Source organism: Enterobacter sp. HSTU-ASh6, from assembly GCF_026319105.1.
Taxonomy (GTDB): domain Bacteria; phylum Pseudomonadota; class Gammaproteobacteria; order Enterobacterales; family Enterobacteriaceae; genus Enterobacter; species Enterobacter sichuanensis.
This window is the reverse complement of the sequence record NZ_WSPD01000002.1, coordinates 88,633-107,923: the sequence shown is the minus strand read 5'-3', so window position 1 is coordinate 107,923 and position 19,291 is coordinate 88,633. Positions and strand designations below refer to the sequence as shown.

Below are 19,291 nucleotides of genomic sequence, written 5' to 3'. Positions count from 1 at the left end.
TTGTCGTGTTTGCCGACCCGGGAGTCAGTTTTGTTTCTCTACACGAATAACGTAAACCACCAGGATTTAAGAGGTGCGCAATGAGTGCTACAGCATCGACAGCGCCGCAAAATAAATCACTCGAGTGGATGAACCGCCTTCGCGCGAATCCTAAAATCCCGTTGATCGTGGCAGGCGCTGCCGCAATTGCGATCCTTGTAGCGATGGTCCTGTGGGCGAAAAGCCCTGACTACCGGACGCTCTACAGTAACCTTTCCGATCAGGATGGCGGCGCCATCGTCACCCAGTTGACCCAGATGAACATCCCTTATCGCTTCGCCGATAACGGGGGCGCGCTGGAAGTGCCTGCAGATAAGGTACACGAACTCCGTCTGCGTCTGGCTCAGCAGGGGCTGCCGAAAGGCGGCGCGGTGGGCTTTGAGCTGCTGGATCAGGAAAAATTCGGTATCAGCCAGTTCAGCGAGCAGGTGAACTACCAGCGTGCGCTGGAAGGTGAACTGGCCCGCACCATTGAAACCTTAGGCCCGGTGAAGAGTGCCCGTGTGCACCTGGCGATGCCTAAACCCTCCTTATTTGTCCGTGAGCAGAAATCGCCTTCCGCTTCCGTGACCGTGAACCTTGAACCTGGCCGCGCGCTGGACGAAGGGCAAATCAGCGCGGTGACGCATCTCGTCTCCAGCGCCGTCGCCGGTCTACCGCCGGGTAACGTGACGCTGGTCGACCAGAGTGGCCACCTGCTGACGCAATCCAATACCGCCGGTCGCGATCTGAATGACGCGCAGCTGAAATATGCCGCCGATGTAGAAAGCCGTCTCCAGCGTCGTATCGAAGCGATCCTCGGCCCGGTGGTGGGCAACAGCAACGTGCATGCGCAGGTCACCGCGCAGATCGACTTCTCCAATAAAGAACAGACCGAAGAGCAGTACAGCCCGAACGGCGATGCCTCTCAGGCGGTCATGCGTTCGCGCCAGATCAACTCTAACGAACAGATTGGCGGTGCTTATCCTGGCGGCGTGCCGGGTGCGCTCTCTAACCAGCCTGCCCCGGCAAACGCGGCGCCGATCTCCACCCCGCCGGCCAATCAGCAGAACGGTCAGCAGAATCAGCAGACAACCTCAACGACCAGTAACGCCGGTCCGCGTACCAGCAGCCGTAACGAAACCACGAACTATGAAGTGGACCGCACGATTCGCCATACCAAACTGAACGTCGGTGATATTCAGCGTCTGTCCGTCGCCGTGGTGGTGAACTACAAAACGCTGCCGAATGGCAAACCGCTGCCGCTGACCGCCGAGCAGATGAAGCAGATCGAAGACCTGACCCGTGAAGCGATGGGTTACTCCGAGAAGCGTGGCGACAGCCTCAACGTGGTGAACTCACCGTTCAACTCGGTTGAAGAGACCGGTGGTGAACTGCCGTTCTGGCAACAGCAGGCGTTTATCGACCAGCTGATGTCCGCAGGTCGCTGGCTGCTGGTACTGATTGTCGCGTGGCTGCTGTGGCGTAAGGGCGTTCGTCCTCAGCTCCAGCGTCGTGCAGAAGCCGAGAAAGCGGCTCGCGAACAGATGAACGCGCGTCAGGAAGTGGAAGAAGCGGTTGAAGTTCGTCTCAGCAAAGACGAGCAGATGCAGCAGCGCCGTGCTAACCAGCGCATGGGCGCTGAGGTGATGAGCCAGCGCATTCGCGAAATGTCAGATAACGATCCGCGCGTCGTGGCGCTGGTCATCCGCCAGTGGATGGGTAACGAACATGAGTAATACGCTTACGGGCACCGATAAAAGCGTCATCCTGCTGATGACCATTGGCGAAGATCGCGCGGCAGAGGTGTTTAAGCACCTCTCCCAGCGGGAAGTGCAAATTCTGAGTGCGGCAATGGCCAACGTGCGTCAGATCTCCAACAAACAGCTGACCGAAGTGCTGTCGGAGTTTGAGCAGGAAGCAGAACAGTTTGCCGCTCTCAACGTCAACGCCAACGACTACCTGCGCTCCGTGCTGGTCAAGGCCCTGGGCGAAGAGCGTGCCGCCAGCCTGCTGGAAGATATTCTGGAAACGCGCGATACCGCCAGCGGTATCGAAACGCTTAACTTTATGGAGCCGCAGAGCGCGGCCGACCTTATTCGCGACGAGCACCCGCAGATTATCGCGACCATTCTTGTCCACCTCAAACGTGGCCAGGCGGCCGATATTCTGGCGCTGTTCGAAGAGCGTCTGCGTCACGACGTGATGCTGCGTATCGCAACCTTCGGCGGTGTCCAGCCGGCCGCGCTGGCGGAGCTGACCGAAGTGCTGAACAACCTGCTCGACGGCCAGAACCTCAAGCGCAGCAAAATGGGCGGCGTGAGAACAGCGGCAGAGATCATCAACCTGATGAAAACCCAGCAGGAAGAGGCGGTTATTACCGCGGTTCGCGAATTCGACGGCGAGCTGGCGCAGAAAATCATCGACGAGATGTTCCTGTTCGAAAACCTGGTCGAAGTGGACGACCGCAGCATCCAGCGCCTGCTCCAGGAAGTGGATTCCGAGTCGCTGCTTATCGCCCTCAAAGGTGCCGAGCAGCCGCTGCGCGAGAAGTTCCTGCGCAACATGTCCCAGCGTGCGGCGGATATCCTGCGCGACGACCTTGCCAACCGCGGCCCGGTTCGTCTGTCTCAGGTGGAAAACGAACAGAAAGCTATCCTGCTTATTGTTCGTCGTCTGGCAGAAACCGGCGAGATGGTGATTGGCAGCGGAGACGACACCTATGTCTAATGAGCTGCCGTGGAAGCGCTGGACGCCGGACGATCTGGCCCCTCCCCTCTCCGAGTTCACGCCAGCCGTGATTCAGACCGAGGAGAGTGACCCGGACGTCGAACAGCCCGAGCTGAGCGAAGAAGAACAGCAGGCACAGATGCTGGCTCAGCTGCAAATGCAGGCGCATGAGCAGGGCTATAATGCCGGTCTGAACGAAGGCCGTCAGAAAGGCCACGAGCAGGGATACCAGGAAGGTCTGGCGAAAGGGTTAGAGCACGGCATCGATCAGGCGCGCCAGCAGCAGGCGCCGCTCCATGCCCGTATGCAGCAGCTGGTCAGCGAGTTTCAGCATACGCTGGACGCGCTGGACAGCGTCATTGCCTCGCGCCTGATGCAGATGGCGCTGGAAGCCGCCCGTCAGGTGATCGGCCAGACGCCGGTGGTAGATAACACGGCGCTGATTAAACAAATTCAGGGCCTGCTGCAGCAGGAGCCGCTGTTCAGCGGGAAGCCGCAGCTGCGCGTCCATCCGGACGACCTGCAGCGCGTGGAAGAGAGTCTGGGCGCCACGCTGAGCCTGCACGGCTGGCGTCTGCGCGGTGACCCGACGCTACATCACGGCGGATGTAAAGTCTCTGCCGATGAGGGTGACCTGGACGCCAGCGTCGCCACCCGCTGGCAGGAACTGTGCCGCCTGGCGGCACCGGGAGTCGTCTGATGACCGCACGCCTCACCCGCTGGCTCAATACCCTCGACAACTTTGAGACGAAGATGGCGCAGCTGCCATCTGTTCGTCGTTATGGCCGACTGACCCGCGCCACCGGTCTGGTGCTGGAAGCCACCGGCCTGCAGCTGCCGCTGGGCGCGACCTGTGTGATTGAGCGTCAGGATGGCCAGGAAACGCGGGAAGTGGAAAGCGAAGTGGTCGGATTTAACGGCCAGCGCCTGTTTCTGATGCCGCTTGAAGAGGTGGAAGGCATCCTGCCCGGCGCGCGCGTGTATGCCAAAAACATCACCGGCGATGGACTGCAGAGCGGAAAACAGCTGCCGCTGGGTCCGGCCCTGCTGGGTCGCGTGCTGGATGGCAGCGGCAAACCGCTCGACGGACTGCCCTCCCCGGACACCACAGAAACCGGCGCGTTGATCACCCAACCGTTTAACCCCCTGCAGCGTACCCCTATCGAGCATGTGCTGGATACCGGCGTGCGCCCGATTAACGCTCTGCTGACCGTTGGTCGTGGGCAACGTATGGGCCTGTTCGCCGGCTCAGGTGTAGGTAAATCGGTCCTGCTCGGCATGATGGCGCGTTACACCCAGGCCGATGTGATCGTCGTGGGGCTAATCGGCGAGCGTGGTCGTGAAGTAAAAGACTTTATTGAAAACATTCTGGGTGCGGAAGGCCGCGCCCGCTCGGTGGTTATCGCCGCACCGGCGGATGTTTCCCCGCTGCTGCGCATGCAGGGTGCCGCGTACGCCACCCGTATCGCCGAAGATTTCCGCGACCGCGGCAAACACGTGCTGCTGATCATGGATTCCCTGACCCGTTACGCGATGGCGCAGCGTGAAATCGCGCTGGCCATCGGTGAGCCACCGGCCACCAAAGGCTACCCGCCTTCGGTCTTTGCCAAACTCCCTGCCCTGGTTGAGCGTGCGGGGAACGGCATCAGCGGCGGCGGCTCTATCACCGCGTTTTACACGGTGCTGACGGAAGGCGATGACCAGCAGGATCCGATTGCCGACTCCGCGCGTGCGATCCTTGACGGTCATATTGTGCTGTCGCGTCGTCTGGCCGAAGCCGGGCACTATCCGGCCATTGATATTGAGGCTTCTATCAGCCGTGCAATGACGGCGCTGATAACCGAGCAGCACTACGCCCGCGTGCGTAACTTCAAACAACTCCTCTCCAGCTTCCAGCGTAACCGCGATCTGGTGAGTGTGGGGGCGTATGCCAAAGGCAGCGACCCGATGCTCGACAAAGCGATTAACCTGTGGCCGCAGCTGGAGGCATTTTTACAACAAGGCATTTTTGAACGCGCCGACTGGGAAGATTCCATTCAGGCACTGGAGCTAATTTTCCCGCAGGTGTAACACAGGTGGAGGGCGAAGGTCATGGCGCAAAACAGCGCGTTATCAACGCTGAAAGATCTGGCAGAAAAAGAAGTTGATGATGCCGCATTGCAGCTTGGCGCAATGCGACGCGGGTGCCAGCAGGCTGAAGAACAGTTGAAGATGTTAATCGACTATCAGCATGAATATCGCACCAACCTCAATACCGATATGACACAGGGCATTGGCAGCCAGCGCTGGATTAACTATCAGCAGTTTATCCAGACGCTGGAGAAGGCGATAGAACAGCACCGCCAGCAGCTGAACCAGTGGACCCAAAAAGTCGATACTGCGCTGAATTTCTGGCGTGAGAAGAAGCAGCGACTGCAGGCCTGGCAGACCTTACAGGACCGGCAGATCGCCGCAACGACCCTGGCGGAAAACCGTCTGGATCAGAAGAAAATGGATGAGTTTGCCCAGCGCGCATCAATGAGGAAACCGGAATGATCACACTGCAACAACTGCTGATGAGCGACAGCGAGCTCGCAGGCGGCACGCAGACAGGGAAAGGCACCGAGGGTGCGCAAGACTTTCTCTCTCTGCTGGCGGGCGCCCTGACGGAGGCAACGGGCAAGGGCAACGATGCGCCGCTGACCCTGGCGGACCTGAAAGCTGCCGGCAGTAAGCTCTCTAAAGTGGCTCAGGAGGCCAAAGGCGATACCGCTCTGCAGGCTAAAATTGCCGACCTGCTCGCGCGTCAGCCGTCACTGAATGGCGAGGAAGCTACGCCTGTCATCTCGCCTGAGACGCTGGTTTCCGGGCTGGTACCGGTATCGAAGGGCGACGCCCTGAAAGCACTCAATGCGGTCAATAGCAAAGATGACGGCAAAAGCGAGCTGAGCGAAGAGGAGCTGGCCGGATTAAGCGCGCTGATGGCCATGCTGCCGCACCAGCAGACCCGCACCGTCCAGGCGACAGAGCGTAACGATATTACCGCACCGTCAGCGCTGGGTTCCGCAACGCGTGCCCAAAACGGTGCGACCCAGCCGTTGCTGAACACGGCGCAGGGCGGCCATGAAAAAGCGCAGATAACGACGCCTTATCAAAGCCAGACGCAGATGACAAACAGCGATCCGGCGCTGCCTGCCAACGCGCCGGCAGCACCGGTTGTGACCGCCACCGCAGAGAAGCAGGACCTCGCCAGTTCATCCTCCTCCTCGTCGCCGACGGCCACCCTGGCACCGATCGTCTCCAGCCATGCGACCAGCCAGCCTGCCGCCACCGTGGCCACCGCGCCGGTGTTAAGTCAGCCGCTGGGTACCCACGAATGGCAACAATCCCTGAGCCAGCACATCACGCTGTTCACTAAGCAGGGCCAGCAGACCGCGGAGCTGCGTCTGCACCCGGAAGATCTGGGTCAGGTGCAAATTTCACTTAAACTGGATGATAACCAGGCGCAGCTGCAGATGGTTTCTGCCCACAGCCATGTCCGGGCGGCACTGGAGGCGGCCCTGCCGGTCCTGCGGACCTCGCTTGCGGAGAACGGCATTCAGCTGGCGCAAAGCAGCGTCAGCAGCGAGAGCTTTGCCGGGCAGCAGCAGTCCTCCTCCCAGCAGCACCAGGCTTCGCGTTCCGGCAACACCGGCGGTTTTAATGAAGAGAGCGATGAGCTTCTGCCTGTCCCTGCGGCCCTGCAATCCGCCGCACGCGGTAACGGTGCCGTAGACATCTTCGCCTAAACGCCAGAGGTAGCGTGATTATCCCCGTCTTTTCCACGCTTTGACGACAGCAGGACACGGGATAATCACCTTATTAAGCTGTACCGAAACAGGAAGCTCGTATCAGATGACTGACTCCGCTATCACCAAAAAAAGTAAGCGTTCCATCTGGATCCCGCTGCTGGTGTTGATCACGCTCGCCGCCTGCGCTACCGCGGGCTATAGTTACTGGCGTATGCAGCAGGAACCTTCAACCGCTGCGGCCAAGGCCGAACCTGCACCGCCGCCGGCGCCGGTATTTTTCCCTCTGGACACCTTCACCGTGAATCTCGGTGATGCGGACCGTGTGCTGTATGTCGGTATTACGCTGCGCCTGAAGGATGAAGCCACCCGCGCGCGTCTGAATGATTATCTCCCGGAGGTGCGCAGCCGCCTTCTGCTGCTGTTCTCTCGTCAGGACGCTTCGGCGCTGGCCACCGATGTTGGCAAGCAAAAGCTGGTCGATGCCATTAAACAAACGCTGGCGACCCCGCTGGTAAATGGTCAACCTAAGCAGGAAGTCACTGACGTTCTGTACACAGCTTTCATTCTGCGGTAACGACATGGGCGACAGTATTCTTTCTCAGGCAGAAATCGATGCGCTGCTCAACGGCGACAGCGATAAGAGTGACGATCCGCAACCGGGTATTGGCGGCGATAGCGATATTCGCCCCTATGACCCGAATACCCAGCGTCGCGTGGTACGTGAACGTCTGCAGGCGCTGGAGATCATTAACGAACGTTTTGCACGTCAGTTCCGTATGGGGCTGTTTAACCTGCTGCGTCGTAGCCCGGATATCACGGTCGGTGCGATCCGCATTCAGCCGTATCATGAGTTTGCCCGCAATCTGCCGGTGCCAACCAACCTTAACCTGATTCATCTGAAGCCGCTGCGCGGCACCGGTCTGGTGGTGTTTTCCCCAAGCCTGGTGTTCATCGCGGTGGATAACCTGTTCGGCGGCGACGGGCGTTTCCCGACCAAAGTAGAAGGTCGTGAATTCACCCACACCGAACAGCGCGTCATTAACCGCATGCTGAAGCTGGCGCTGGAGTCATACAGCGACGCGTGGAAAGCGATCAACCCGCTGGAAGTGGAGTACGTCCGTTCTGAGATGCAGGTGAAATTTACCAATATCACCACCTCCCCGAACGATATCGTCGTGAACACCCCGTTCCACGTGGAGATCGGTAACCTGACCGGTGAGTTCAACATCTGCCTGCCGTTCAGCATGATCGAACCGCTGCGCGAGCTGCTGGTCAACCCGCCGCTGGAGAACTCCCGCAACGAAGACCAGAACTGGCGTGAAAATCTGGTCCGCCAGGTCCAGCATTCACAGCTTGAGCTGGTAGCGAGCTTCGCCGATATCCCGCTGCGGTTATCCCAGATCCTGAAATTACAACCCGGTGATGTTTTGCCGATAGAAAAACCCGACCGCATTATTGCCCATGTGGATGGTGTCCCCGTGCTGACAAGCCAGTACGGCACGATTAACGGTCAGTATGCGTTACGCGTTGAGCACTTGATCAACCCGATTTTGAATTCGCTGAATGAGGAACAGCCCAAATGAGTGACATGAACAATCCGTCCGATGAAAACAGCGGAGCACTGGACGATCTGTGGGCTGACGCGTTAAACGAGCAAAAAGCGACCCCGAGCAAAAGTGCGGCGGATGCCGTCTTCCAGCAGCTTGGCGGCGGTGACGTCAGCGGCACGCTGCAGGACATCGACCTGATTATGGATATCCCGGTTAAGCTGACCGTTGAACTGGGCCGCACCCGGATGACCATTAAAGAGCTGCTGCGCCTGACGCAGGGTTCCGTGGTCGCCCTTGACGGTCTGGCCGGTGAGCCGCTGGATATTCTGATCAACGGTTATTTGATTGCCCAGGGTGAGGTAGTGGTGGTTGCCGATAAATACGGCGTACGTATCACCGACATCATCACCCCGTCTGAACGTATGCGTCGTCTGAGCCGTTAAGCATGAAAACCCAGGCAACACTATCGCAACCTTCTGCCGTTCCCGGTTCACCTCTGCTCCAGGTGAGCGGGGCGTTGTTCGGTATTATTGCCTTTATTCTTATCGCCGCCTGGCTGGCGAAGCGCTTTGGTCTGGCGGGTAAAACCGCCGGCACCCGCGGCCTGAAAGTCAGCGCCAGCACCACGCTGGGGCCACGTGAACGCGTGGTCATCGTCGAGGTGGAGGATGCGCGTCTGGTCCTGGGCGTCACGGCCTCCAGCATCAACTTATTACATAAACTGCCGCCCGCCCCTGTTGAGGTGGACGCGCGCGCAGAGGCCCCTGCGGATTTTCAGTCCGTCATGAAGAGTTTGCTTAAGCGTTCCGGGAGATCCTGATGCGCCGTTTGTTATCCCTGACGCTTGCGGGCGTTGGCCTGTTTGCTCCCGCGGTTTATGCGCAACTGCCCGGTCTGGTATCTACCCCGCTCGCGGGCGGTGGCCAAAGCTGGTCACTTCCGGTTCAGACGCTGGTTTTCATCACCTCGTTGACGTTTATTCCGGCCATTCTGCTGATGATGACCAGCTTCACCCGCATCATCATCGTCTTTGGTCTGCTGCGAAACGCCCTGGGCACCCCGTCCGCCCCGCCAAACCAGGTTCTGCTCGGGCTGGCGCTGTTTTTAACCTTTTTCATTATGTCGCCGGTGATCGATAAGATTTATACCGACGCTTATCAGCCGTTCAGCGAAGATAAAATCTCCATGCAGGAGGCGCTGGATAAAGGCGCGCAGCCGCTGCGGGAATTTATGCTGCGCCAGACGCGCGAAGCGGATCTCGCCCTCTTTGCCCGTCTGTCCAATACCGGCGAGCTGCAGGGGCCGGAAGCGGTACCCATGCGTATTCTTCTGCCCGCCTATGTCACCAGCGAGCTGAAAACCGCGTTCCAGATTGGCTTTACCATTTTTATTCCGTTCCTGATTATCGATCTGGTGATCGCCAGCGTGCTGATGGCGCTCGGGATGATGATGGTGCCGCCCGCGACCATCGCCCTGCCCTTTAAGATCATGCTCTTTGTGCTGGTCGACGGCTGGCAGCTGCTGGTCAGTTCGCTGGCGCAGAGCTTCTACAGTTAAGGAACGGCAATGACACCCGAATCGGTCATGATGATGGGCACGGAAGCGATGAAAATCGCCATTGCCGTTGCCGCACCGCTGCTGCTTGTCGCGCTGGTGACGGGTCTGATTATCAGTATTCTTCAGGCCGCCACGCAGATTAACGAAATGACGCTGTCGTTCATTCCGAAAATCATCGCCGTGTTCGTGGCGATTATTGTCGCCGGGCCGTGGATGCTGAACCTGTTGCTGGACTATATGCGCAACCTGTTTACCAACCTGCCGTATATCATCGGCTGATCTGACGATGCTGCACTTCACCAGCGACCAGTGGGTTCAGTGGCTCGGCGTCTATTTCTGGCCGATGCTGCGCATTATGGCGCTGGTCTCCACTGCCCCGATCCTCAGTGAGAAATCGATCCCCAAGCGTGTCAAAGTGGGGCTGGGCATTATCATCTCGATTATCGTCGCCCCGTCCCTTCCCCCGGTGGAGATCCCGATTTTCTCGGCGAACGCGGTGTGGGTGGCTCTGCAGCAGGTGATGATTGGCGTTGCCGTCGGCTTTACCATGCAGCTCGCGTTTGCCGCCGTGCGTACCGCGGGGGAACTGATTGGCCTGCAGATGGGGTTATCGTTCGCCACGTTTGTCGATCCCGGCAGTCATCTCAACATGCCCGTGCTGGCGCGCATTATCGACCTGCTCGCCATGCTGCTGTTTCTGTCGTTCAACGGTCATCTGTGGCTCATCTCCATGCTGGTGGACACCTTCCATACGCTGCCGATTGGGGAAAATCCGGTGAACAGCAATGCGTTTCTGGCGCTGACCCGCGCTGCAGGGCTGATTTTCCTCAACGGGCTGATGCTGGCGCTGCCGATCATCACCCTCCTGCTGACCGTCAACCTGGCGTTAGGTTTACTGAACAGAATGGCACCGCAGCTTTCGGTGTTTGTCATTGGTTTTCCACTGACGCTGACGGTCGGAATTTTATTAATGTCATTACTGATGCCCCTTATCGCTCCGTTCTGTGAACATTTATTCGGCGAGATATTCAACCTCTTAGCGGATATTGTCAGCGAGCTGCCTCGTAAATAATAGCCCTCACTGTTGCTATTGTCTTTCTGAGGATATTCCTAAAATAAAACCTGAAAAACATCTTCCAGGATATATCTGACGCGGTTTAATTGTTTCTAACCACCTCACAATACTTAATATTTACTTTACTTTAAGAAGATTCCTGGCAAATTATACGTAACTTTACGGGATAGTGAGTCCGCCTGAAAGTCTTTGTCATGCTCACAGGTTTATTATTTTTTTCCATCCCGTATGGCTGTTTTGAGCTCTCAGGCAGATGGTGAATTATCGTTACGCATTGAGTGAGGGTATGCCATGTCAACGATCATTATGGATTTATGCAGCTACACCCGGCTAGGGTTAACCGGGTACCTGGCAAGCAGAGGGGTAAGAAAGAGAGACATCAACGATGCACACACCGTTGAAGAGCTCGCGGCCGCTTGTGACGAACTCAAACCAGGCGTGGTGTTTATTAATGAGGACTGTTTCATTCACGATCCAGCCAACAGTCAGCACATTAAGCAAATCATTAATCAGCATCCAAAAACCCTGTTTATTGTTTTTATGGCGATCGCAAATATCCATTTCGATGAGTATTTGTTGGTCCGTAAAAATTTATTGATCAGTTCTAAATCGATTAAACCCGAGTCGCTGGATGACATTCTGGGTGATTATTTGAATAAAGAAGTTAAAAATGTAGGAGCGGTTAACTTACCCACCCTATCATTAAGCAGGACTGAATCAAGTATGCTGCGAATGTGGATGGCGGGTCAGGGAACTATTCAGATCTCCGACCAGATGAATATTAAAGCTAAAACCGTTTCGTCACACAAAGGAAATATTAAAAGGAAAATTAAAACGCATAATAAGCAAGTGATCTACCACGTGGTACGCCTGACCGATAATGTGACGAACGGGATTTTCGTCAACATGCGTTAGTCGCTTAAGAAAAGACCCTGTGCACCCTACCTTTGATCTCTGGCCTGGCCAGAGATTTTTGCTTTTGTACAGGCGGTCGGGCACGCAAAGCGCGACCCGACGCCGTGTTAGTCGGCTTTCTCGACAAAAATCCCATCCGGATGCCCCAGTTCGTTAAAAAACCAGATGCCGAGCGGGTAGTCTTCCAGTGAGACCAGGTACATTGTCCCTTCACTAAACTCTTCAATTGCCAGCACCACACCCGGGCGGCGCGGCCCACCGTCCGTTTTAACGGTGACCCGATCGTTGACCTTCATACATTCCTCCTCTGGTTTTGAGCCAGTGTAGAACAAAACGCAAAAACGCACATCGCTGCCCGGTGTGAATGGCGTTTTTATACACAGGCTATACTTACCGTTGGACCGCGTTGAAGGTTGAATGAGGAGCCCCGTAATGAAGACCGATAAAGAGTACAGCGACACCATCAAGCGCGAAGTCGAGGTGGATGTCGATGCCCTGCTGGCCGCCATCAATGAGATCAGTGAGTCAGAAGTCCGCCGGACGGACGACAATTCAGACCGGGTCATTGTCAACGGAAGGGACTATCACACCTATCGTGAGCTGGCGGAGGCCTTCGAATTGGATATTCACGACTTTAGCGTGTCTGAAGCCAATCGGTAGGGCGAAAAAAATCCCGGTCATGGGGATGGCCGGGATCAAAACTTGCTTTTGCAAGAAGCACTTGAAAATTCGTTACACCAGGAAATCTGATGTATATGCCACACTATCCCCAACGAATTTGTCTGACAAGCATATATTCTTATAATGAATATATTATTTTCAGCATTATGCATTTGGTTATGAGCAGCAACTTACGCCGAATGCGGGTTTGCCAGGGTCCGTTCTCATTGTTCCGGTTTTTACCTCGGCTATTTTTTAGGAATTTTCTTAGAAAGCGACGCCACCGTTACCAGGAGTCTGTATGCCTTCACTGCGGGATACCTTGCTGATTTTTTCCGATCTGGACGGCTCGTTGCTCGATATCCATACCTACGAGTGGCTGCCCGCGCTGCCCTGGCTGGACAGGCTGCTGGATAACCAGGTTCCGCTCATTCTCTGTAGCAGCAAAACGGCGGCCGAGATGCTGGACATTCAGCAGGATCTGGGTCTGGAAGGTCTGCCGTTTATTGCCGAGAACGGCGCGGTTATTCAGCCAGACGTGCGGTGGGAAAAGGTGCCGCGTCAGATTAGAGGAATGTCACACCGGGATATTCGACCGCGGATCGAGCAAATCCGCCTCGAGACGGGCGTTAAGTTCACCACCTTTGACGACGTGGACGATCGCGTTATCAGCGAGTGGACCGGCCTGACGCGCTATCGCTCTGGGCTGGCCCGCAGGCAGGAAGCCTCGGTCACGCTCATCTGGCGCGACAGCGACGAGAAAATGGTCCAGTTTGAAGAGGCGCTGGCGCGTAGCGGTCTGCAATGTCTGCAGGGGGCGCGGTTCTGGCATATTCTTGACGCCCGCTGCGGTAAAAACGTGGCGGTTAACTGGCTGATTGAGCAGTACCGTGAGCAGGAGGCGATCGAACCCACGACGCTGGGACTCGGTGATGGCCCCAATGATGCGCCGCTGCTGGACAGCATGGATTACGCGGTAGTGATTAAAGGCATTAACCGTCAGGGCATCACGCTACGGGACGATAATCCCGCGCGGGTTTATCACACCCAACAACCCGGTCCCGCGGGCTGGCACGAAGGGCTGGATCACTTCCTCTCCTGATCCCGCCACACAACGCGGTTACGCCCGGTCTGTTTAGCCTGGTATAAGCGGGCGTCCGCCACGGACTGCAGTTGTTCAAAATCGTAATTCCCCTTTTCATCCGCGCTGCTGACGCCCAGCGACGCGCTGATGCGCAGGGTCGTGCTCTTCTTCACCAGAATCTCCTTGCTGTTGATGCGGCAACGAATACGTTCCGCGACCCCTCTCGCCTCCTCCAGGCTAATCCCCGGCAGGGCGACACAAAACTCTTCCCCGCCGACACGCCCTGCGACATCGTTTTTGCGTAATCCGGTGGTAATCAGCCCTGCCGTATGGGACAGCACCTTATCACCGGCCTGATGGCCGAAACGGTCGTTGATGCTTTTAAAATGGTCGAGATCGATCTGAATCACCGAGAAGGGCAGCGACTGCTGGCGACAGGTTTCCGCCAGCATTTTTGCGCGGTCGAACAGCGCGCCGCGATTATTCAGCCGGGTAAGCGGATCGTGCCAGGCCTGCCACTGCAGCGAATGCTGAAGCGTATACATGTTACTTACCATCCGACGGATCACCAGCCACGAGATCAATAGCATGGCGGTAAACAGCGCCCACAGCAGCGCCAGCACAATACTGATGCTGCCGAAGTCGTCCTGCACCCCTTCATGCAGGGTGTGGATCCGCAGAACGACGCCATCGAAGTGATCGAGCCGCTCCCAGCTAATAAAACGGCTTCCAAGGCGGATGCCGCCGCCGGTATCATGTTCAATCGCCTGGGCAATCTGCGCCGTTTCGCGTTCGTCAAAGTGGTTAACCGGGTTACCCGCATGGGCAGAGGTGGCAATCAAATTGAGCCGGGTGTCGTACAGCTGATACTCCCCTTCCGTTCTGTCTTCCGTCGCGTCAGCCAGCAGGCGTTGCATCGTGCCCAGTGTGAAATCCATCGCCACCACGCCATACCAGTAATGATCAAAATAGATGGGGACGCTGGCGGTGATCGCGCGTTCATCGCCGGTCCATGCGGAGGGCGTGGAGATAAACCAGCGCACCGCGCGTGCGCGGTTGTTGCGTTCTGACTGCTCGGTGAACCAGGCTTGCGTGACCAGATGGTAATAGCGGGAGGTAATGTCACCCGCCTGCTCCGGCGTGTCGGTAGAGAGATAAAACCCGGCGCGGGAGACGTAGTTCACCCGCGATTCCGTCTGCGCTCTTGATGAGGCCAGCCGGAGCAGATACCCCACTTCCAGCGCGGCAGAAATTTCATTGCTGATGCGCTCCGCGTCGCGGTTGAGAAGCGTCGTTTTTTCGACGAACGCATCGGACACCCCGTTTATCGGCAGGGTGCGTTTTTTATCCACGGCAAGCTGCCAGGTGGGGAGTATGCGCAGAGTATTGAAGCGTGACACCGCACTCTGTAAAGCGTCAAAGGCCAGCGGCGTCTGGATGGCATCGCGCATGCCCTGGCGGAACAACAGCATTCTGTCCACGCTGTTCTGCAGCTGTCTGTCCAGCGAACTGGCCACCGTATCCAGATGGTTACGCTGGCTGGAGACGTACGCGTCTTCCAGGACCACCACTTCGCGCCAGGTCAGGAGGGTGGAAAACACCAGAACGACAATAAAACAGAGATTAACAATCAGCCCCGGATTGCTACGTTTATGCAGCCATTGCAAAAAAGATTGTCTCACAACAAAGGTATCGCGCTGCACACACACTCCCTGATCACTGCCCTACACCCTGAGATAAAAACGCCCGGCAAAGCCGGGCGTTACGTGATTAAGCCTTGTCCCGCTTGTGCTGTCCGTCACCCGGCTGAAGCTCATCTTCACGGAATGCTTCCCGCTTGATGCCGTAGCCATCGTGCCACCGACATTCCACCATTCCGCTGGAATACCCGGTCACAATCATACGTGGACCGCCCTTCTTCGGCTTAACTTCATCACTGACCAAAAAGACCATACCTGCCTCCTGTATCAGGGTGAAACTGTTTCAATTTAGACGAGGAATGGTCTTTTTGCATCCCGCACCGGGTAACAATTAGTGCGACGTACCGCGGAGTTTCTCAACCCCTTTTACCGCCGCAACCACGATGGCGCCAATGATAAAGCCCAGCACCAGATTCAGCAGCGTGGGCAGCATCGCCGCGACAACCGCCCCCTGTGTGGCGGAGAAATGTTCGATAGCATGGTGCAGCGGGGCAATGCCGTGAACCACAATCCCGCCGCCGACGAGGAACATCGCCAGCGTGCCCACCACGGACAAACTCTTCATCAGCCACGGGGCCAGCACCAGTAAGCTCTTGCCGATGCCTTTCGCTACCGCGCTCGATTTCGTCTCCAGCCAGTAGCCGATGTCATCCAGCTTCACGATCAATCCCACCAGGCCGTAGACACCTACCGTCACCAGAAGAGCAATGCCGGAGAGGATCAGCACCTGATTCAGGAGCGGCGCGTCAGAGACAATGCCCAGCGTAATGGCGACAATTTCAGCGGACAGAATAAAGTCAGTGCGAATGGCGCCTTTGACTTTATCACGCTCGAAGGTCTTCGGATCCTGAGCGGCCAGCGCTTCAAGACGCTGCTGACGCATCTCCGGGGTATCGCTCTCCTTGCGCGCGCTAAAGGAGTGCAGAACCTTCTCAACGCCCTCAAAGCAGAGAAATGCCCCGCCAATCATCAATAGCGGCGTTATCGCCCACGGAATGAACGCGCTGATGAGCAGCGCCAGCGGCACCAGAATCACCTTATTGAGGAAGGAGCCTTTTGCTACCCCCCACACCACCGGCAGTTCACGGTTGGCCCTCACCCCACTCACCTGCTGGGCGTTCAGCGACAAATCATCTCCCAGCACGCCGGCGGTTTTCTTCGCCGCCAGTTTCCCCATCACCGAAATGTCATCCAGTAAGGTGGCAATATCATCCAGCAATGTTAATAAGCTACTTCCTGCCAAAATCTTAATCCTTCATTTTTTGGTAATTAAGTGAATAGTATGGAGCAAAAGTACAAAGCCGGAAACAGGCTCCTCACGTCAACAAAAAATTCACATCAACTACACAATTAAAGGGCTCGCCAGCGCGATAGTTTTCGCGTTTACTATCAGCGAACTTTTTATTACGTCGTGAGGGATTATGCGTTTCCGGCAATTGCTACCGCTCATCGGGGCACTCTTTTCGCTGTATATCATCTGGGGTTCAACCTACTTTGTCATTCGCATCGGCGTGGAAAGCTGGCCACCCCTGATGATGGCGGGCATTCGCTTCCTTTCGGCAGGCGTCCTGCTGCTCGCGTTCCTGCTTCTGCGCGGCCACAAGCTTCCCCCGCTGCGTCCGCTGCTGAATGCCGCGCTAATCGGCCTGCTGCTGCTGGCGGTAGGAAATGGATTTGTAACGATTGCCGAGCACCAGAATGTGCCGTCCGGGATCGCCGCCGTGGTCGTTGCCACCGTGCCGCTCTTTACCCTCTGCTTCAGCCGCCTTTTCGGCATCCGCACCCGCAAGCTGGAATGGCTGGGAATTGGTATCGGACTCGCCGGTATTATTCTGCTCAACAGCGGCGGGAACCTGAGCGGGAACCCGTGGGGCGCAGTGATTATCCTGATAGGCTCCATGAGCTGGGCGTTTGGCTCGGTATACGGTTCACGTATCACGCTCCCCACCGGCATGATGGCTGGCGCAATTGAGATGCTCGCCGCGGGGATTGTTCTACTGCTCGCCTCGGCGTTGACGGGAGAAAAGCTGACCACGCTGCCTGACCTGTCGGGCTTTCTCGCGGTAGGGTATCTGGCGCTGTTTGGCTCAATCATCGCCATTAACGCCTACATGTTCCTGATCCGCAACGTCTCCCCGGCGGTTGCCACCAGCTACGCCTATGTTAACCCGGTGGTGGCCGTACTGCTTGGGACGGGATTAGGTGGGGAAACGCTCTCTGCCGTTGAATGGCTGGCGTTGGGGATCATTGTGTTTGCCGTCGTGCTGGTCACCCTGGGCAAATATTTGCTGCCAGCAAAACCGGTCGTTACGCCTTGCGAGGCGGAGAAACCGTGAGCAGGTGAATCCCCTGCGTGTCGATCTGCGCGGTCTGACCGCCGCCGCAGATCCACTCTTCCAGCCGTTCCGACAGTTCAACGTCGTTCAGCTTTAATCTGCCTCTCAGCGCACACTCCCAGACGATCAGCACCCGCCAGCCCTGCGCCATCAGCGTGGTCAGATCCCGCCTGTCGCGTTCAACGTTCTTGCCAATCTTTTCCAGCCAGAAGTCGGTGCGCGTCGCCGGGACTTTAAACAGGTAGCAGTCGTGATGATGCCAGAAACAGCCGTGGGTAAAGATGATGCACTGCCAGGCGTCGATGACGAAATCGGGGCGCCCCGCGAGGGCGGCATCCTGCACGCGGAAATCAAACCCCGCCTGCGTCAGCAGCGCGGCCACGCGCTTTTCTATGGCGGTGTCACGCGTGCCGATGGCACGCATGTTTTTACTGCGCGTCGCCTTATTGTGAACATCCGTCATTGACGGCCTCACCCTGACGAAGTGCCACCGCCTGTCTGATGCGCGAGGCCAGCAGTTTTGCCACGGCCGCGAACGCCGGCACCACTACCGAGTTGCCAAACTGACGGTACGCCTGGGTGTCCGAAACGGGAATGCGGAAGCGATAACCCTGTGGCGTCTCAAAGCCCATCAACCGGGCACACTCCCGCGGCGTTAAGCGTCGCGGACGGTGACGCTGGTTGAGCGGATCGTCGAAATCTTTTTCGCCCAGCGCCTTGTCCCAGCCTCTGTCGATAAGGATTTCCGCGCCGTCTTTGTAGTAACGCGCGGAGAGCGTGCGCGTCACGCTGTGCGGATCGTTCGGATCTACCATCCCGAAGCCGAAGCCGTTGCCCTTCGCCTGATGTTTCTTGGCATAGCGGTAGAGGTATTTCCACAGCACCGGGGTGAGGATGAACTTCGCATCAACGACAGGCTCCAGCAGGTCGGCCACGGTGGGACGGCGCTCGGGGTAGAGAGACGGGATATCCCGCAGGGTGAAATCGCCCTTCAGATTGAGATCGCGGCGGAAACCCACCAGCACGATGCGTTCGCGATGCTGGGGCAGGAAATGTTTACCATCAATGATTTTTGGGTCATCTGCGCCCATGTCCTGGGCATCGGCCACGTCATAACCCAGCTCATCCAGCGTTTGCATGATAATGCGGAAGGTTTTCCCGCCGTCGTGGCTTTTTAAATTCTTAACGTTTTCCAGCACGAAAATGGCCGGGCGGCGGGCGTCAATGATACGGGCTACGTCAAAAAACAGCGTTCCCTGGGTATCGCAGGCGAAACCGTGGGCGCGTCCGAGGGCGTTCTTTTTTGAGACGCCGGCCAGCGAGAAAGGCTGGCACGGGAAGCCAGCCAGCAGCACATCATGCGCCGGGATGGTCTGGCGAATATGTTCGGCGGCCTGTTCATCGCTGACACCGCTTTTATGGCTCAGGGTGACATCGCGGATGTCGGCGTTGAAATGATGCGCCTGCGGATCGCAATACCAGTTGGCCTTGTAGGTTCGTACGGCATGTTTGTTCCACTCGCTGGTAAACACGCACTGACCCCCGATAGCTTCAAAGCCGTGTCGGATGCCGCCGATACCGGCGAACAGATCGATAAAGCGGAAAGCATAGTTCGGGTGCGCAGCGGAAGGACGTGGAAGCAGGTTTTGCAGATAACGAAACTCGCCTTCACTCAGGCGACGCCCTGCCCGCTCGCTGGTCACCAGCCGTTTAAGAATGGCCGGGCTCCAGTGGTTCTCACCGCGCGCCACCAGCAGATTGGCCAGCGTTTTAGCATCATAGATATCCAACAGCTGACGCAGTAACGCCTGCACCGTTGCCGTTGATTTCTCAGCCTGCTCAGGCGCGGGCTCAGTCACTGATCGTTTTTCCTGCATTCTTTTAACCGGAGAATAA

Annotated in this window: 22 protein-coding genes and 1 pseudogene; 17 read left to right on the top strand and 6 right to left on the bottom strand. The window is 57.1% G+C overall.

What is annotated here, in order from left to right; genetic code table 11:
- Nucleotides 1-80: 80 nt before the first annotated feature.
- From fliF to rcsA, 14 genes and pseudogenes are all read left to right on the top strand, one after another.
- The gene (gene fliF, locus GM298_RS02745; protein WP_094919065.1) at nt 81-1,757 is read left to right on the top strand and encodes a flagellar basal-body MS-ring/collar protein FliF; all 1,677 of its coding nucleotides are present in this window, start codon (nt 81-83) and stop codon (nt 1,755-1,757) included.
- The gene (gene fliG, locus GM298_RS02740; RefSeq protein WP_008500327.1) at nt 1,750-2,748 is read left to right on the top strand and encodes a flagellar motor switch protein FliG; all 999 of its coding nucleotides are present in this window, start codon (nt 1,750-1,752) and stop codon (nt 2,746-2,748) included. Before fliF ends, fliG begins: the two co-directional genes overlap by 8 nt.
- Nucleotides 2,741-3,448 carry a flagellar assembly protein FliH gene (fliH, locus tag GM298_RS02735; protein WP_025759464.1) on the top strand — a complete coding sequence of 236 codons (708 nt, stop codon included), beginning with the start codon at nt 2,741-2,743 and terminating at the stop codon, nt 3,446-3,448. Before fliG ends, fliH begins: the two co-directional genes overlap by 8 nt.
- On the top strand, nt 3,448-4,818 hold the full coding sequence (gene fliI / locus GM298_RS02730; RefSeq protein WP_045285403.1) for a flagellar protein export ATPase FliI: 1,371 nt from the start codon (nt 3,448-3,450) through the stop codon (nt 4,816-4,818). Before fliH ends, fliI begins: the two co-directional genes overlap by 1 nt.
- Nucleotides 4,819-4,839: 21 nt before the next feature.
- Nucleotides 4,840-5,283: a flagellar export protein FliJ gene (gene fliJ, locus GM298_RS02725; RefSeq protein WP_014170734.1), complete on the top strand. Its 444-nt coding sequence runs from the start codon at nt 4,840-4,842 to the stop codon at nt 5,281-5,283.
- A complete protein-coding gene (gene fliK / locus GM298_RS02720) occupies nt 5,280-6,515 on the top strand; it encodes a flagellar hook length control protein FliK (protein ID WP_266153534.1) in 1,236 nt (411 codons plus the stop codon). The genes fliJ and fliK overlap by 4 nt, the downstream gene beginning before the upstream one ends.
- Nucleotides 6,516-6,621: 106 nt before the next feature.
- Nucleotides 6,622-7,092 carry a flagellar basal body-associated protein FliL gene (fliL, locus tag GM298_RS02715; RefSeq protein WP_021241388.1) on the top strand — a complete coding sequence of 157 codons (471 nt, stop codon included), beginning with the start codon at nt 6,622-6,624 and terminating at the stop codon, nt 7,090-7,092.
- Nucleotides 7,093-7,096: 4 nt separating this feature from the next.
- A complete protein-coding gene (gene fliM / locus GM298_RS02710; RefSeq protein ID WP_008500320.1) occupies nt 7,097-8,101 on the top strand; it encodes a flagellar motor switch protein FliM in 1,005 nt (334 codons plus the stop codon).
- A complete protein-coding gene (gene fliN / locus GM298_RS02705; RefSeq protein WP_025759467.1) occupies nt 8,098-8,511 on the top strand; it encodes a flagellar motor switch protein FliN in 414 nt (137 codons plus the stop codon). Before fliM ends, fliN begins: the two co-directional genes overlap by 4 nt.
- A 2-nt stretch (nt 8,512-8,513) precedes the next feature.
- Nucleotides 8,514-8,888 carry a flagellar biosynthetic protein FliO gene (fliO, locus tag GM298_RS02700; RefSeq protein ID WP_266153533.1) on the top strand — a complete coding sequence of 125 codons (375 nt, stop codon included), beginning with the start codon at nt 8,514-8,516 and terminating at the stop codon, nt 8,886-8,888.
- Nucleotides 8,888-9,625: a flagellar type III secretion system pore protein FliP gene (fliP, locus tag GM298_RS02695; RefSeq protein ID WP_008500316.1), complete on the top strand. Its 738-nt coding sequence runs from the start codon at nt 8,888-8,890 to the stop codon at nt 9,623-9,625. Before fliO ends, fliP begins: the two co-directional genes overlap by 1 nt.
- Nucleotides 9,626-9,634: 9 nt before the next feature.
- Nucleotides 9,635-9,904, top strand: a complete 270-nt coding sequence (gene fliQ / locus GM298_RS02690; RefSeq protein ID WP_008500315.1) for a flagellar biosynthesis protein FliQ — start codon at nt 9,635-9,637, stop codon at nt 9,902-9,904.
- 7 nt (nt 9,905-9,911) lie between these two features.
- A pseudogene (gene fliR, locus GM298_RS02685) lies at nt 9,912-10,704 on the top strand (flagellar biosynthetic protein FliR); the annotation flags it as partial.
- Between the two features lie 287 nt (nt 10,705-10,991).
- Nucleotides 10,992-11,615, top strand: a complete 624-nt coding sequence (gene rcsA / locus GM298_RS02680) for a transcriptional regulator RcsA (RefSeq protein WP_013097740.1) — start codon at nt 10,992-10,994, stop codon at nt 11,613-11,615.
- 107 nt (nt 11,616-11,722) lie between these two features.
- On the opposite strand, the gene dsrB is transcribed toward rcsA, so the two are convergent.
- The gene (gene dsrB / locus GM298_RS02675) at nt 11,723-11,911 is read right to left on the bottom strand and encodes a protein DsrB (RefSeq protein ID WP_008500312.1); all 189 of its coding nucleotides are present in this window, start codon (nt 11,909-11,911) and stop codon (nt 11,723-11,725) included.
- Between the two features lie 136 nt (nt 11,912-12,047).
- Between dsrB and yodD the strand changes: the two genes are divergently transcribed.
- Nucleotides 12,048-12,275, top strand: a complete 228-nt coding sequence (yodD, locus tag GM298_RS02670; protein WP_013097742.1) for a YodD family peroxide/acid resistance protein — start codon at nt 12,048-12,050, stop codon at nt 12,273-12,275.
- A gap of 301 nt (nt 12,276-12,576) precedes the next feature.
- A complete protein-coding gene (locus GM298_RS02665) occupies nt 12,577-13,377 on the top strand; it encodes a mannosyl-3-phosphoglycerate phosphatase-related protein (protein WP_266153531.1) in 801 nt (266 codons plus the stop codon).
- On the opposite strand, the gene dgcQ is transcribed toward GM298_RS02665, so the two are convergent.
- The 3 genes from dgcQ to GM298_RS02650 form a co-directional block, all read right to left on the bottom strand.
- Nucleotides 13,362-15,062, bottom strand: coding sequence for a cellulose biosynthesis regulator diguanylate cyclase DgcQ (gene dgcQ / locus GM298_RS02660; RefSeq protein ID WP_266153530.1), 1,701 nt, complete (start codon nt 15,060-15,062; stop codon nt 13,362-13,364). The two genes, GM298_RS02665 and dgcQ, sit on opposite strands and share 16 nt — an antisense overlap.
- Nucleotides 15,063-15,129: 67 nt before the next feature.
- Entirely contained in the window at nt 15,130-15,312 is a 183-nt protein-coding gene (locus GM298_RS02655; RefSeq protein WP_025759475.1) for a YodC family protein, read from the bottom strand.
- Nucleotides 15,313-15,390: 78 nt separating this feature from the next.
- Entirely contained in the window at nt 15,391-16,302 is a 912-nt protein-coding gene (locus GM298_RS02650) for a DUF808 domain-containing protein (protein ID WP_025759476.1), read from the bottom strand.
- 178 nt (nt 16,303-16,480) lie between these two features.
- Between GM298_RS02650 and yedA the strand changes: the two genes are divergently transcribed.
- A complete protein-coding gene (yedA, locus tag GM298_RS02645) occupies nt 16,481-17,395 on the top strand; it encodes a drug/metabolite exporter YedA (RefSeq protein WP_025759478.1) in 915 nt (304 codons plus the stop codon).
- Here yedA and GM298_RS02640 read toward each other — a convergent pair.
- The gene (locus GM298_RS02640; RefSeq protein WP_126800851.1) at nt 17,367-17,858 is read right to left on the bottom strand and encodes a very short patch repair endonuclease; all 492 of its coding nucleotides are present in this window, start codon (nt 17,856-17,858) and stop codon (nt 17,367-17,369) included. The genes yedA and GM298_RS02640 overlap by 29 nt on opposite strands.
- Entirely contained in the window at nt 17,839-19,254 is a 1,416-nt protein-coding gene (locus tag GM298_RS02635) for a DNA cytosine methyltransferase (protein ID WP_266153529.1), read from the bottom strand. Before GM298_RS02635 ends, GM298_RS02640 begins: the two co-directional genes overlap by 20 nt.
- Between the last annotated feature and the right edge of the window lie 37 nt (nt 19,255-19,291).